The 13,138-nt window shown below is 62.5% G+C and carries 12 protein-coding genes; 3 read left to right on the top strand and 9 right to left on the bottom strand.

Annotated features, from left to right (window positions below; genetic code table 11):
• Positions 1-5: 5 nt before the first annotated feature.
• The 7 genes from pyc to NDO48_RS00285 all read right to left on the bottom strand — a co-directional run bounded on the left by pyc (position 6) and on the right by NDO48_RS00285 (position 9,868).
• A complete protein-coding gene (pyc, locus tag NDO48_RS00315; protein ID WP_267320668.1) occupies positions 6-3,464 on the bottom strand; it encodes a pyruvate carboxylase in 3,459 nt (1,152 codons plus the stop codon).
• 191 nt (positions 3,465-3,655) lie between these two features.
• The gene (locus NDO48_RS00310) at positions 3,656-4,774 is read right to left on the bottom strand and encodes a branched-chain amino acid ABC transporter substrate-binding protein (RefSeq protein ID WP_018430067.1); all 1,119 of its coding nucleotides are present in this window, start codon (positions 4,772-4,774) and stop codon (positions 3,656-3,658) included.
• A gap of 137 nt (positions 4,775-4,911) precedes the next feature.
• Entirely contained in the window at positions 4,912-5,259 is a 348-nt protein-coding gene (locus NDO48_RS00305) for a DUF6867 family protein (RefSeq protein WP_018430068.1), read from the bottom strand.
• A gap of 11 nt (positions 5,260-5,270) precedes the next feature.
• The gene (locus NDO48_RS00300; RefSeq protein ID WP_026227619.1) at positions 5,271-5,999 is read right to left on the bottom strand and encodes an ABC transporter ATP-binding protein; all 729 of its coding nucleotides are present in this window, start codon (positions 5,997-5,999) and stop codon (positions 5,271-5,273) included.
• Entirely contained in the window at positions 5,996-7,570 is a 1,575-nt protein-coding gene (locus tag NDO48_RS00295) for an ATP-binding cassette domain-containing protein (protein ID WP_018430070.1), read from the bottom strand. The genes NDO48_RS00300 and NDO48_RS00295 overlap by 4 nt, the downstream gene beginning before the upstream one ends.
• Positions 7,570-8,961 (bottom strand): high-affinity branched-chain amino acid ABC transporter permease LivM, encoded by a 1,392-nt coding sequence (livM, locus tag NDO48_RS00290; RefSeq protein WP_267320667.1) that lies wholly within the window; start codon positions 8,959-8,961, stop codon positions 7,570-7,572. Before livM ends, NDO48_RS00295 begins: the two co-directional genes overlap by 1 nt.
• 4 nt (positions 8,962-8,965) lie before the next feature.
• The gene (locus NDO48_RS00285; RefSeq protein ID WP_018430072.1) at positions 8,966-9,868 is read right to left on the bottom strand and encodes a branched-chain amino acid ABC transporter permease; all 903 of its coding nucleotides are present in this window, start codon (positions 9,866-9,868) and stop codon (positions 8,966-8,968) included.
• 593 nt (positions 9,869-10,461) lie between these two features.
• Between NDO48_RS00285 and NDO48_RS00280 the strand changes: the two genes are divergently transcribed.
• Positions 10,462-11,109, top strand: a complete 648-nt coding sequence (locus NDO48_RS00280) for a GntR family transcriptional regulator (RefSeq protein WP_267320666.1) — start codon at positions 10,462-10,464, stop codon at positions 11,107-11,109.
• Here NDO48_RS00280 and NDO48_RS00275 read toward each other — a convergent pair.
• Entirely contained in the window at positions 11,106-11,405 is a 300-nt protein-coding gene (locus NDO48_RS00275; protein ID WP_267320665.1) for a hypothetical protein, read from the bottom strand. The genes NDO48_RS00280 and NDO48_RS00275 overlap by 4 nt on opposite strands.
• A 237-nt stretch (positions 11,406-11,642) precedes the next feature.
• Complete coding sequence (locus tag NDO48_RS00270; protein ID WP_018430075.1) at positions 11,643-12,221, bottom strand: hypothetical protein; 579 nt, start codon at positions 12,219-12,221, stop codon at positions 11,643-11,645.
• On the opposite strand from NDO48_RS00270, the gene NDO48_RS00265 reads away from it, so the two are divergent.
• Both NDO48_RS00265 and NDO48_RS00260 read left to right on the top strand, forming a co-directional pair.
• Positions 12,210-12,851: a hypothetical protein gene (locus NDO48_RS00265; RefSeq protein WP_267320664.1), complete on the top strand. Its 642-nt coding sequence runs from the start codon at positions 12,210-12,212 to the stop codon at positions 12,849-12,851. The genes NDO48_RS00270 and NDO48_RS00265 overlap by 12 nt on opposite strands.
• Before the next feature lies 1 nt (position 12,852).
• Positions 12,853-13,080, top strand: coding sequence for a helix-turn-helix domain-containing protein (locus NDO48_RS00260; protein WP_267320663.1), 228 nt, complete (start codon positions 12,853-12,855; stop codon positions 13,078-13,080).
• Positions 13,081-13,138: the final 58 nt, after the last annotated feature.

Raw genomic sequence — 13,138 nt, 5'->3', positions numbered from 1 at the left:
TAGGATCAACCGTAGACCACCAGAAGGTCCTTGGCGTCGATCTGGTCGCCGGCGCGCACGAGCACTTCGGTGATGGTGCCATCGCGCTCGGCGTGCAGTGCGGTCTCCATTTTCATCGCCTCGATGGACAACAGCACGTCGCCGGCCTTGACCGGCTGGCCGGCGGCCACGGCCAGCGTCGAGACCACGCCCGGCATCGGTGCCCCGACATGGGCGTCATTGCCGGCCTCGGCCTTGCGGCGCATCTTCGAGGCGCCCGCGCCATGCGCCCTGTCGGGCACCTTGACGCGCCGTGGCTGACCGTTGAGTTCGAAGAACACGGTGACCATGCCCTTTTCATCGACATCGCCGACGGCAAGGCAGCGGATGACAAGCGTCTTGCCCTTTTCGATGTCGACGAAAACCTCGTCCTCCGGCTGCATGCCGTAGAAATAGGTCGGCGTCGGCAAGACACTCACCGGCCCGTAGGTCTCCTGGGCGTGTGCGAAGTCCGAGAACACCTTCGGATACATCAGCCACGAGGCGAACTCGTTTTCCGCCAGCTTGCGGCCGAGCTTGCCTTCGATGTCCTTGCGGCTGGCCTTGAGGTCAGCCGGCTTGAGCAGCGAACCGGGACGGACGGTGATCGGCGTCTCGCCCTTCAGCGCCTTCTTCTGGAGCGCTGCCGGCCAACCGCCAGGCGACTGTCCGAGATCGCCGCGCAGCATCGACACGACGGATTCGGGGAAGGCGATGTCCTTGGCCGGGTTCTCGACATCAGAGACGCTGAGATCCTGGCTCACCATCATCAGCGCCATGTCGCCGACCACCTTTGACGACGGCGTCACCTTGACGATGTCGCCGAACATCAGGTTGACGTCGTGATAGGCCTGCGCCACCTCGTGCCAGCGGGTCTCGAGCCCGAGCGAGCGGGCCTGCTCCTTGAGATTGGTGAACTGCCCGCCGGGCATCTCGTGCAGATAGACCTCCGAGGCCGGCCCCTTCAGGTCGCTCTCGAAGGCGGCATACTGATTGCGTACCGCTTCCCAGTAGAAGGAAATGCGGCGGATCCATTCCGGCGCCAGGCCGGGATCGCGATCCGAACCGCGTAGTGCCTCGACGATCGAGCCCAGGCACGGCTGCGAAGTGTTGCCCGAGAAGGCGTCCATTGCCGCATCGATGGCGTCGACGCCGCTCTCGACCGCCGCCAGCACCGTTGCCGCCGACAGGCCCGAGGTGTCGTGGGTGTGGAAGTGGATCGGCAGGTCGGTCGCTTCGCGCAGCGCCTTGAACAGCACCCGCGCCGCCGCCGGCTTGAGCAGGCCGGCCATGTCCTTGAGCGCGATGATGTGGGCGCCGGCAGCTTCCAGTTCCTTGGCGAGCCCGACATAGTATTTCAGGTCATACTTCGCCCTGTTCGGGTCGAGGACGTCGCCGGTGTAGCAGATGGCCGCCTCGCACAGCTTGCCCTCTGCGCCGATCGCATCCATCGACACACGCATGTTGTCGACCCAGTTGAGGCAATCGAAGACGCGGAACAGGTCGACGCCGCCCGATGCCGCCTGGCGCACAAAGTGCTGCACGACATTGTCGGGGTAGTTGGTGTAGCCAACGCCGTTGGCGCCACGCAGGAGCATCTGCAGCAGGATGTTTGGAGCTGCCTTGCGTACCTTGTCCAGCCGCTCCCAAGGATCCTCGGTGAGGAAGCGCATGGCGACATCGAAGGTCGCACCACCCCAGCATTCAAGCGACAGCAGCTGCGGCAGGGCGCGCGCATAGGTGCCGGCGATCTTGGCGATGTCGTGGGTGCGGACGCGGGTGGCCAGCAGCGACTGGTGGCCGTCGCGCATAGTCGTGTCGGTGACCAGCACCCGCTTCTGCGCACGCATCCAGGCGGCGAATTTTTCCGGGCCGAGCTCGTCGAGCATCTGCCGGGTGCCGTCGGGAACCGGGCCGGTGAACCACGGTACGACAGGCGCGGCAGCCTCCGGATTGGGCGCAGCACGGCCGCGCGTTTCGGGATGGCCGTTGACCGTGACGTCGGCGAGATAGTTCAAAAGTTTGGTGGCGCGGTCCTGTCGCTTGACCTGGGCGAACAGCTCGGGCGTCGAGTCGATGAACCTGGTCGTATAGGAGTTATCGTGGAAGGCCGGGTGAGTGATGATCGCTTCGAGGAAGGTCAGGTTCGTCGCCACGCCACGGATGCGGAACTCGCGCAGCGCCCGGTGCATTCGCGATATCGCCTCGTCCGACGTCGGCGCCCAGGCGGTCACCTTCTCCAGCAACGGATCGTAGAACCGGGTGATGACCGCACCGGAATAGGCTGTACCGCCGTCGAGCCGGATGCCGAAGCCGGTGGCACCGCGATAGGCGGTGATACGGCCATAGTCGGGGATGAAATTGTGCTCGGGATCCTCTGTGGTGATGCGGCACTGAAGCGCGTGGCCGTTGAGGCGGATGTCGGCTTGGGCAGGCACGCCCGATTCCGGCGTGCCGATGGCAAAGCCGTCGAGGATATGGATCTGCGCCTTGACGATGTCGATGCCCGTCACCTGCTCGGTGACGGTATGCTCGACCTGGATGCGCGGATTGACCTCGATGAAGTAGAACTTGCCGGTGTCGGCGTCCTGGAGGAACTCGACGGTGCCGGCGCCGATGTAGCTGGTTTCGCGCGCGATCTTGAGCGCATAGCTGCACAGCTCCTGCCGCAGTTGAGCGGACAGGTAAGGTGCCGGCGCGCGTTCGACTACCTTCTGGTTACGGCGCTGGATCGAGCAGTCGCGCTCGAACAGGTGCACGGCGTTGCCGTGGGTGTCGCCCAGAACCTGTACCTCGACGTGACGGGCGCGCTCGACCAGCTTTTCGAGATAGACCTCGTCCTTGCCGAAGGCGGCCTTGGCCTCGCGCTTGCCCTCCGTCACCTCGCGGGCCAGATCGGCCTCGGAACGGATGGCGCGCATGCCGCGGCCGCCACCGCCCCATGACGCCTTGAGCATGACCGGATAGCCGATCTGGGCAGCAAGCTTCTTGACCTCGTCCATGTCGTCCGGAAGCGGGTCGGTGGCGGGCACCACCGGCACGCCGACCTCGATGGCGAGATTGCGCGCGGCGACCTTGTTGCCGAGGCGGCGCATCGTCTCCGGCTTGGGGCCGATAAAGGTGATGCCGTTCTCGGCACAGGCCTCGGCGAACTCCGGGCTCTCCGAAAGCAGGCCGTAACCGGGGTGGATGGCGTCGGCGCCGGACAGCTTGGCGACGCGCATGATCTCGTCGATCGACAGGTAGCTCTCGATCGGCCCCATGTCCTTGGCGAGCCAGGGACCGCGGCCGACCTGATAACTCTCGTCGGCCTTGAAGCGATGCAGCGAGTATTTATCCTCTTCCGCCCAGATCGCCACGGTTTTGAGCCCCAGCTCATTGGCCGCGCGGAAGACGCGGATGGCGATTTCGGATCGGTTGGCGACGAGGATCTTGCTGATCGGCACGTAAACTCTCCAGGCTCCGGAATTTCAGGGGCGGCGAATGATTAGCGCGATTATGTTGCAGCGCAACCAAAAATGCGCACCCTTAAACCGATTTAAATTCCGTTGGGTCAGAAAGCCTGATTATGCCTGCCGGCAAACGAAAAATGCCCGGCGCTGAGCGCCGGGCATTGTCGTAATCGAAGCAGCGAAGATTACTTCTGCTGCACGTAGGTGTACTTGCCGTCGGCGCCCTTCTGCCACTCGTACATGACGTAGCCGGGCAGCTTCGGATCGCCCTTTTCGTCGAAGGCGAGGTCGCCCAGAGCGGTCTTGAACGGACCCTTCGCCTTCATGGCCTTGGCCACTTCCTGCGGATCGACCGAGCCGGCCGCCTTGGCGGCGTCGGCGATCACCTGCATCGCGGCATAGGCGTAGAGCGTGTAGGCTTCAGGCTCGAAGCCCTGGGCACGGAACTTCTCGACCAGATCCTTGTTCTCGGGGATCAGACGCGGATCGGGACCGAAGGTGTTGAGGGTACCGGCAACTGCGTCGCCGGCGATCGAGGCGAGCTCGTTCGAGACGATGCCGTCACCCGACACCAGCGTTGCCTTGAGGCCCTGGTCAGCCGACTGGCGGATGATCAGGCCGGCTTCGGTATGCAGGCCGCCCCAATAGATGATCGAGACACCGGCTTCCTTCATCTTGGCGATGAGGGCCGAGAAGTCCTTGTCGCCGACGTTGACGCCTTCGTACATGACTTCGGTGACGCCGGCGGCGTTCATCGCCTTCTTGGTTTCGTCAGCGAGGCCCTGGCCGTAAGGCGTCTTGTCATGGATGACGGCGATCTTGGCATCCTTGAACTTCGAAGCGAGATAGGCGCCGGCAATGCCGCCCTGCTGGTCGTCACGGCCGCAGGTGCGGAAGGTGTTCCACAGGCCGCGCTCGGTGAACTTCGGGTTGGTGGCCGCAGGCGTGACTTCGAGGATGCCGTTCTCAGCATAGACTTCCGAGGCCGGGATCGAGACGCCCGAGTTGAAGTGGCCAACCACGAACTTCACGCCATCGGCGACAAACTTGTTGGCGACCGAGATGCCCTGCTTCGGATCGGAGACGTCGTCGCCGACCACAACCTTGATCTGCTCGCCATTGATGCCGCCGGCAGCGTTGATGTCGGCAGCGGCCTGCTCAGCGCCCTTCTGGAGCTGGGCTCCGAAAGCGGCGTTGGGGCCGGTGATCGGACCCGCCACAGCGACAAGTACGTCGGCCCATGCGCTGCCGCTGAACGCCACGAGCGCGGTCAGTGCAACAGCCGACAAAAGTGACTTTTTCATTGAAACACTCCCATTATTTGAGCGGGCGTGGATGTTCTTTCATGCGATGCCCACCCATATCGCAGAAAGGTGAGTTTGCCGATTTTCCGGCAGTTGTCACGCCGATTCATTGGCGAATAGGCGCCGGTAGAAACCCCTCAAGACTTTGGGCGCCAAGAAAGAGGCGATGCCTTTTCATAGAGCCAATGGTATTGATTCACCATCTGGTTGGTGCGCGTGTATTTATAGCCAAGCGTTGCAAACACGAGCAGAACGATAGTGTCGACAATGTAGAACTGCAGCGTGAACATCGTGCCATCGAACAGGGCGTGGTGGATGAAGCGTATGCCCACCCCCAGACCGAGGATGTAGAGCACGAGCTTGCCGTAGCTGCGCCAGGTCTGGGCGCAGGCACGCCCCGTCATCCAGGCTGCCCATCCGCCCAGCAGGCAGCTGACGAAAATGAACTGCCAGACCGAGGCTTCCTCGTAGAGAATGCCGTGCATGATCGTATCTCCTAGTGGCGGCCGCCTTCGAGATAGGCCGCCCGAACCTCGGGATTGGCGAGCAGGTCCTTGCCGGTGCCACTCATGGTGACGACGCCGTTGACCATGACATAACCGCGCGTGGCGAGCTTGAGCGCGCCAAAGGCATTCTGCTCGACCAGGAACACAGTCAGGCCCTGGGTGCGGTTGAGCTCGCGGATGGCATCGAAAATCTGCTTGACGATCAGCGGCGCAAGACCAAGAGACGGCTCGTCGAGCAAAAGCAGCTTGGGCCGCGCCATCAGCGCACGGCCGATCGACAGCATCTGCTGCTCACCACCCGACAGCGTACCGCCGCGCTGGCTGATGCGTTCCTTGAGGCGTGGGAACAGCGCAAACACCTTTTCGACGTCCTCATCGTAATGCTTGAGGTTGTCGAGGCTCGCGCCCATCTGCAGGTTTTCCATCACCGTCATGCGCGGAAAGATGCGCCGCCCCTCGGGTGACTGCGCAATGCGCATCCTGGCGATCTCGTGCGTCGGCATTTCGGTGATGTCGGTGCCGGCGAAGTTGATGGTGCCGCGGCGGGCCCGCGGGCTGCCGAAAATGGTCATCATCAACGTCGACTTGCCGGCGCCGTTTGCGCCGATCAGCGCAACGATCTCGCCCTCGTTGACCGAGACATTGACCCCGTTCAACGCACGGATGTTGCCGTAGTAGGTCTCGACACCCCTGATATCGAGCAACGTCTTAGCGGTCACTTGCCACCTCCGCGCTTGGCTTTCGCCGCCTTGGCCGCGTCACGCACCAGCGTTTTGGCCTGCCCTACCCAGTCTTCCCGTCCGATGCGACCCTCGAAGGCGAGATACGCCTCGGCAGCGGCAACATCGGCCTTCGTCCACGACGCAATCTGGTCGAGATGGAAGATGCCGTGCTCGTTGAGCTTCTGCTCGTTGACCGGCCCGATGCCCTTGATGCTGACGAGCCGGTCAGCCACGCCCCCGCGTGGGGCTGCAAGCACGTTGGCAATTGCCTTGGGGGCAACTGTCTTGGCGGCGGGCTTGGACACTGCGGACTTGGCGGCGGACGCCTTGGCCGGCGCCGTAACCGGCTTCGTTGCCGGCGCAGCTACCGTGGCCTTTGCTGCCGGCTTTGCAGGAGCTTTGGCATCCGCCTTTGCCGCTACCGGTTTGGCAGCCGGCGTGGTGAGCGCAGGAGCCTTGACCGCGGCCTTAGGCGCCGGGGTCGTTTTGGCCGCCGGCACCTTGGCGACAGCAGGCTTCGTTGCGGCGGGCTTCGCCGAACGAGTGGCCAGCGCCTCGACCTGAGCCGCCTTGGAGGCAGCTTTCGAGACCGGCACCGTCTCGCCATGCCCGTCACTGTGGCTGATGGTATCGGTGATAGGCCCAGCCATCATCGAAGCCGAAGTGCTGGGACCATGGGCCGGATCCGGCACACCCTCGAGTTCCTCGATGACCTGCTCGTCGCCCACCTCTGTCAGCACCTCGCCGACCTCTTCGTCGTCGACGCCGAGATAGGCGGCGATGACCTTCGGATCGGTCCTGACCGAAAGTGGATCGCCGTCGGAAATCTTGCGGCCATATTCCAGAACCACGACGTGGTCGGAAATCTGCATGACCACCGACATGTCGTGCTCGATGAGCAGGATCGACGTGCCGGTATTGTTCTTGATGTCCATGAGCAGCGTGTTGAGCGCAAGCGACTCCTTCGGATTGAGACCGGCGGCAGGCTCATCGAGGCACAGCAGCTCCGGACCGGTGCACATGGCGCGTGCAATCTCGAGGCGGCGTTGCGCACCATAGGGCAGATCGCCGGCCGGATCGTCGGCACGATCGATAAGCTCGGCCTTTTCCAGCCAATGCTTGGCGATCTCGACCGACTCGGCCGAAGCCGCCCGGTAGCCGCCCAGCCCGAGCAAACCCATGATGGTGTAGCCCGAGGCCTTCATCAGCTTGTTGTGCTGCGCCACCAGCAGGTTCTCGAGCAACGTCATGCCCGAAAACAGCCGGATGTTCTGGAACGTACGCGCCACCTTGGCCTTGGCCGTGATCTGGAAGTCGGGCATGCGCTCGAGCAGGAATTCCCCACCCTCGCGGCCGTTGAACCGGATCATGCCTTCGGTCGGCTTGTAGAAGCCGGTGATGCAGTTGAAGACTGTGGTCTTGCCAGCACCGTTCGGACCGATGAGCGCGGTGATCTCGCCGCGCCTGACCTCGAAGGACAGATCGCCGATGGCGACCAGGCCTCCGAACTTCATCGACAGATGCTCGACCTGAAGGATCGGTTTGTTCATGGAAGCACTCGCATTCATCAGCCGTGTCCTTCCTTGGTGAAGGCGCTGGAGACGGCCTTGCGCACGTTCAGGAATGCGGTGGGCTCTCGACTGCCGACGAAACCTCGGGGCTTCCACAGCATGACGATCACCATGGCCATGCCGAACAGCAGCATGCGGTAGAGTTCAGGCGTGAAGTCGTTCCCGAACACCAGCTTCAAGAACTCCATTTCGCGCAGGATTTCCGTACCGCCGATCATCACGACCGCAGCCACCGCGATACCCACCAGCGACCCCATGCCGCCGAGAACGACGATGGCAAGGATGATGGCCGATTCGATGAAGACGAAGGACTCCGGCGACACGAAGCCCTGGCGCGCGGCGAAGAACGAGCCGGCGAAACCGCCGAACATCGCACCCGTGGCAAAGGCCGTCAGCTTGGTCGTGGTGGTGTTGATGCCGAGCGAGCGGCAGGCGATCTCGTCCTCGCGCAGTGCTTCCCAGGCGCGGCCGATCGGCATGCGCCGCAGGCGGATGGTGACGAAGGCCGTCAGCAGCGCCATCAGCAGGATCAGATAATAGAGGAAGATCTTGTAGTAGGCGCCGGACTGCGCGATTCCAAGCACCTTGGCGATGTAGTTCGGATCGGAAACGTTGAACGACATCAGCCCGAAGAAGCTGACCTTTGGAATGCCCGAGATGCCGGCTGCACCGTTGGTGACTTCGCGCCAGTTGATCAGCACGAGACGGATGATCTCACCGAAGGCCAGCGTAACGATCGCCAGGTAATCGCCGCGCAGGCGCAGCACCGGGAAGCCGAGCATGACGCCCCAGAAGGCAGCCATGATGCCGGCTACCGGCAGCAGGATCCAGAACGACCAGCCCAGATGCGTGGCCAGAAGCGCATAGGCATAAGCGCCGACGGCATAGAAGGCGACATAACCAAGGTCGAGCAGACCGGCCAGGCCGACGACGATGTTCAGGCCCCAGGCCAGCATCACATAGATCAGGATCTGGATGCCGAAATTGTCGACCCACTTGAGCGAGCCCTGGAAGCCAAAAAGCAGGACCATCAGCACCGGGTAGATGAACAGCACGCCGATCGCGATCTTGGTGAAGTTCTTGCGGACAAAGCCCTCTTCCTCGGCAATCGGTGCAGCCCTGGCTCGCTCGGCCTTGCGGCGGTCGATAGCCGGCTGAATGAAAGCCGTCATCACGAAGCGGCCAATCATGACCAGGGCGACAACGATGATGAGCAGACGCCAGCGAGGAACCAGGATCAGTTCGTTGCGGATGTTCTGATCGGTCCTGAGGCCGATGAACAGGAAGAACAGGCCGAAGGAGATGGCACCGGCATAGAGCGCCTCACGAAGGCCACGCTGTATCGGGGAGGCGGTCTCTTCGTGTGAGGCTTGGGCGATATTGGCCATGTTGTCAGACCTTCTCGACTTCGGGCCGGCCGAGGATGCCGGAGGGCAGGAAGATGAGCACGATGGCGAGGATCGAGAACGCCGCGACGTCCTTGTAGTCGATCGAGAAATAGGCCGACCACATGCTCTCGATGAAGCCGATCATCAGGCCGCCGAGCATCGCACCGGGCAGCGAGCCGATGCCGCCGAGCACTGCCGCCGTGAAGGCTTTGACGCCTGGCACGAACCCGTCCGAGAAGGCGACGACGCCGTAATACATCAGGAACAGCGTTCCGGCGACTGCAGCAAGGGCTGCACCCATGATGAAAGTGATGGAGATGGTGCGATCGACGTCGATGCCGAGCAGCGCCGCCATCTTGCGGTCCTGCTCGCAGGCGCGCTGGGCGCGGCCGAGGGCGGTCTTGTTGACGAGGTACCAGAACAGCGCCAGCAACGCGACGGTGACGACGACGATGATGATCTGCTTCAGCGAGATCGAGATGCCGCCAACGTTGTAGACCTGACTGACCATCGGTGGGATCGGCTTGTTGCGCGGACCCTGGGTAACCTGGACGAAGTTGGACAGCGCGATCGACATGCCGATGGCGGTGATCAGCGGCGCCAGACGGAACGACCCGCGTAGCGGCCGGTAAGCCACCTTCTCGATCGTCCAGTTGTAGAGGCTGGTCAGCAGCATCGCCACGACCATCATGACAAGCAGCGCGATGACCACAGGTACCGAAACGAAGAACGACGTGAGGATCAGGAACACGATCAGAGCGGTAAACGCCCCGAGCATGAAGATGTCGCCATGCGCGAAATTGATCATGCCAATGATGCCGTAGACCATCGTATAGCCGATCGCGATCAGGCCATAGATGGACCCCAGCGTCAGCCCATTGACCAGCTGCTGGACGAAATATTGCATATGGATGCGGCTCCCCTGGAACGTCGCGCCAAGCGCGCATTCCTTTTCATATTTCCCCTAGTCCTAAAGTTTCGAGCCTGGATTGCAACGTGATTTTTCCATCCCGTCGCCGCTTGTCGGACTGCCGTTGCGGCAACCTCTGTTCTTATGGTGTCCAGGCCCTGGACCATCGCGAAACCTAGCATTGGCTCAACGCAATGTCTTTGCCGATTCCGGCCATATTGCGCGCCTTGATCGAAGAATGTAGCGCCAAATTGCCAAGCTGCAACAGTTCCTTGCGCTGCTCTATCGATCTCGGCTGCCAGATTGTCTAGACATATTGGCAGCATTGACCCTGCGTTATCAGACTATTGGACTATGTGCGGGAGGGTGACGCCACCCATCGGCCTCAATCGCAGCGAGGCAGGCGGAGGGCGATCCGGGTACCCCTCGCCGGATGCCGCCACCAGGGTCGGGAACGCATCGGTGACCCATTCACCGAATGCCGCAGTTGATATATCAGAGATATATACTGGAAGTTCCGCGCGGCTTTTCGTTTGCAATCTGACCTGATATATCAATTATATATCATCACGTTTTCAATGGATTCGGTCATGCCAGCTGAGAAACTGGAACCGGCAGCAATGCGGGCTTATCACGAGCTGGAGCGGCTGATCGTGACGCTCGAACTTGCACCGGGCAGCATCGCCACCGAAGGCTCGCTGATCGAACTGCTGAGCCTCGGCCGCACTCCGGTGCGCGAGGCGATCCAGCGACTGGCATGGGAGGGTCTGGTCGAGATCAGGCCGCGCGCGGGGCTCGCAATCGCATCGCTGCACGCCGGTGACTGGCTCCGCGTCATCGATGCACGCCGCGGCGTCGAGACTCTCCTGGCGCGTTCGGCCGCCCGCTTCGTCACCCGCGATGCTGTCGACCATTTCCATGACGCGGCACTGGCCGTGCAGAAGGCCGTGATCGCCAATGACGTCCAGGCCTTCCTTGCCGCCGACAAGGCGCTCGACGCGGCACTGGCGGTCGCCGCAGACAACCAGTTCGCGTCGCGGCTCGCAGCACCCTTGCAGGCACATGGCCGCCGCTTCTGGTTCCGCTACCGGCGCGAGACGGACCTCGCCGCACTCGCCGAATATCGCGTTGCTCTGATCCGTTCGGTTCTCGACAATGACGAGGACGCCGCAGCGGCAGATGCCGATCGGCTGATGACCATGCTGCGCGTCCACGCCGAAGCGACGGCGACACGCTAGCCGGCGGCGATGACGGCCAGCGTGTTTTCCCAGCCGTCGCCGGACGCGACAATGCAGCTGCGGCCTTTCACGTCGGTCATCAGCATCGTCCAGGTGCCGCCAGCAGAGACGAAGACCTCGATCACCGCCTCGCTGCCGATCACGCCGTAGCCAACGCGCCGCTCCTGAAACGCCGCCGACAGCCTCTCCACGAGATCGTTGTGGGCGCCGCAGAGCTGCTGCGCCTGCGCCGGCATCGCCAGTGCCGCGCCAAGCGCGGCCATCCTTACCCATCGAAACGAAAAATAGCGTGCCATGTGGCACCTCCTTTGCCTTCGCGTTCCGGCAATGGAGGCACATGTGCCGCCTCAGCGCGCCGGAACGATCCAGGCCGGCTTCGACGTCTTCATCGCGTCGCTCCTTTCTGGTTTCCGGTCTGTCGCAGGGGAACCTGTCGAGGTTCTCCTGGATTCGATATGGGGACGCCCCCGCCCACACACAAGCAGCCCAGCCTGCATCTACGCTGGGCGCTCGTTCAGCTCGAATTCGCCAGTTCAACACATCGGCAGTTTGGCGATAGCGTCCGCCGGCAGCAGCTTCCTCAGATTCACCGACGACATGCGGAAATAGTCCTCGTCCGGTTTGCTGCGCATGTAGAGCTCGGCAACCAGCGCACCGGGATTGATGGCGCCGTCGCGGCACCCGCCGCTGATCGTCACGGATATGCTGCCATGCCCGTCCTTCCTGCCTGTCGCCTGGAAGGCGCGTGCCTTGGCCTGCGCAGCAGCCAGCCGCGCTACATCGGCTTGAGCAATGCGAGCGACCTGGATTCGTTCGAAGGAAGGGCTGGCTGACACGCCCGGTGCATTGTCGCCGGCAACGATCTCAAGCGGCAACGTCTCGTTGACGGGGCCATAGGGCGCCGGCGCGTCCATGGCGAAATGCAGCACGACATCGCCGGTGCGCAGCTTGAGCGGAACCGGCATGACGGCCGCGACACTCATCTGCTCAGGTGCGATGTCAAGCGGATTGAGGCCGACAAGCTTGGTCAGCGCCATCGGGCTGAGTGAAGCGCAGGCGGTCAAGGCGATCAGCCCGGACAGCGCCACAATCGAACGTATATGAATGGTCATACCGTCTCCATATGGTTGTTTGACAGCGCTGAATTATTGTTTTACGATAATTTATACAAGTGGAATTTGAAGAGGTTGGAAATGAAGGCCGCACGCGAACGTGCCCGGCTGTTGGGCCGCAGGATGGAACTTCTGATTGCCGTGTTGATGGGCGTGGTCATCCTGCTTGTCGGTTGCGGCCTATGGGTGGCGTGGACGGATCCGTCCTGGCTGGGCAGAATTCTGCTCCAGAACATGGCGCTGCCAGTGCCTCAGGCATTTTCGTCCTCCGCCATCCTGCTGCTGTCGATCACCTTGCTGGCACAGGCAGGCTTGATGATCTGGGCGCTTCAAACGCTTCGCGGCGCCTTCCGCGAGATCGGACAGCATGACATCGTCAGCTCGGAAGGCGCACGACTGATGCGCCTGTCGGGTGTGGCCTTCCTGGCCAACGCCGTGGCCATGCTGCTTGCCCCGCCTGTCGTCTCGCTGATCGTCAGCCTGGATATGCCGGCCGGACAGAGGTTCCTCGCCATCAGCATCGGCACACCGGAGCTGCTCGCGCTGATGGTGTCAGGCATACTCATCGTCTTCGGCCACCTGCTGGCCGTGGCCGCAGAGATCGACGACGACAACAAACGGTTCGTCTGACATGCCCATCGTCGTCAATCTCGATGTCATGCTGGCGCGCCGCAAGATGCGCTCCAAGGAGCTCGCCGCCAAGGTCGGCATCACCGAACAGAACCTGTCATTGCTCAAATCGGGCAAGGTGAAGGGCGTTCGCTTCTCGACGTTGGCGCGCATCTGCGCCGAGCTCGAATGCCAGCCGGGCGACCTGCTGGAATACCAGCCGGGCGAGGAAGAAGAAGACGGAACGTAAAACGGGCGCCCACTGGGCGCCCGCTTCATTTCCGTCTCAGTGATGGATCAGTTCATCG

The organism is Aminobacter sp. MET-1, from assembly GCF_026521175.1.
In the GTDB taxonomy this organism is placed as follows: domain Bacteria; phylum Pseudomonadota; class Alphaproteobacteria; order Rhizobiales; family Rhizobiaceae; genus Aminobacter.
This window is presented reverse-complemented; position numbering and strand designations above follow the sequence as displayed.

Excerpts from the sequence above, each read along its gene's own strand:
- NDO48_RS00265 (WP_267320664.1), top strand. The coding sequence starts at position 12,210 with ATGAATGGTCATACCGTCTCCATATGGTTGTTTGACAGCGCTGAATTA.
- NDO48_RS00275 (WP_267320665.1), bottom strand. The coding sequence starts at position 11,405 with ATGGCACGCTATTTTTCGTTTCGATGGGTAAGGATGGCCGCGCTTGGC.
- NDO48_RS00305 (WP_018430068.1), bottom strand. The coding sequence starts at position 5,259 with ATGCACGGCATTCTCTACGAGGAAGCCTCGGTCTGGCAGTTCATTTTC.
- livM (WP_267320667.1), bottom strand. The coding sequence starts at position 8,961 with ATGGCCAATATCGCCCAAGCCTCACACGAAGAGACCGCCTCCCCGATA.
- NDO48_RS00295 (WP_018430070.1), bottom strand. The coding sequence starts at position 7,570 with ATGAATGCGAGTGCTTCCATGAACAAACCGATCCTTCAGGTCGAGCAT.
- NDO48_RS00260 (WP_267320663.1), top strand. The coding sequence starts at position 12,853 with ATGCCCATCGTCGTCAATCTCGATGTCATGCTGGCGCGCCGCAAGATG.
- NDO48_RS00310 (WP_018430067.1), bottom strand. The coding sequence starts at position 4,774 with ATGAAAAAGTCACTTTTGTCGGCTGTTGCACTGACCGCGCTCGTGGCG.
- NDO48_RS00280 (WP_267320666.1), top strand. The coding sequence starts at position 10,462 with ATGCCAGCTGAGAAACTGGAACCGGCAGCAATGCGGGCTTATCACGAG.
- NDO48_RS00285 (WP_018430072.1), bottom strand. The coding sequence starts at position 9,868 with ATGCAATATTTCGTCCAGCAGCTGGTCAATGGGCTGACGCTGGGGTCC.
- NDO48_RS00270 (WP_018430075.1), bottom strand. The coding sequence starts at position 12,221 with ATGACCATTCATATACGTTCGATTGTGGCGCTGTCCGGGCTGATCGCC.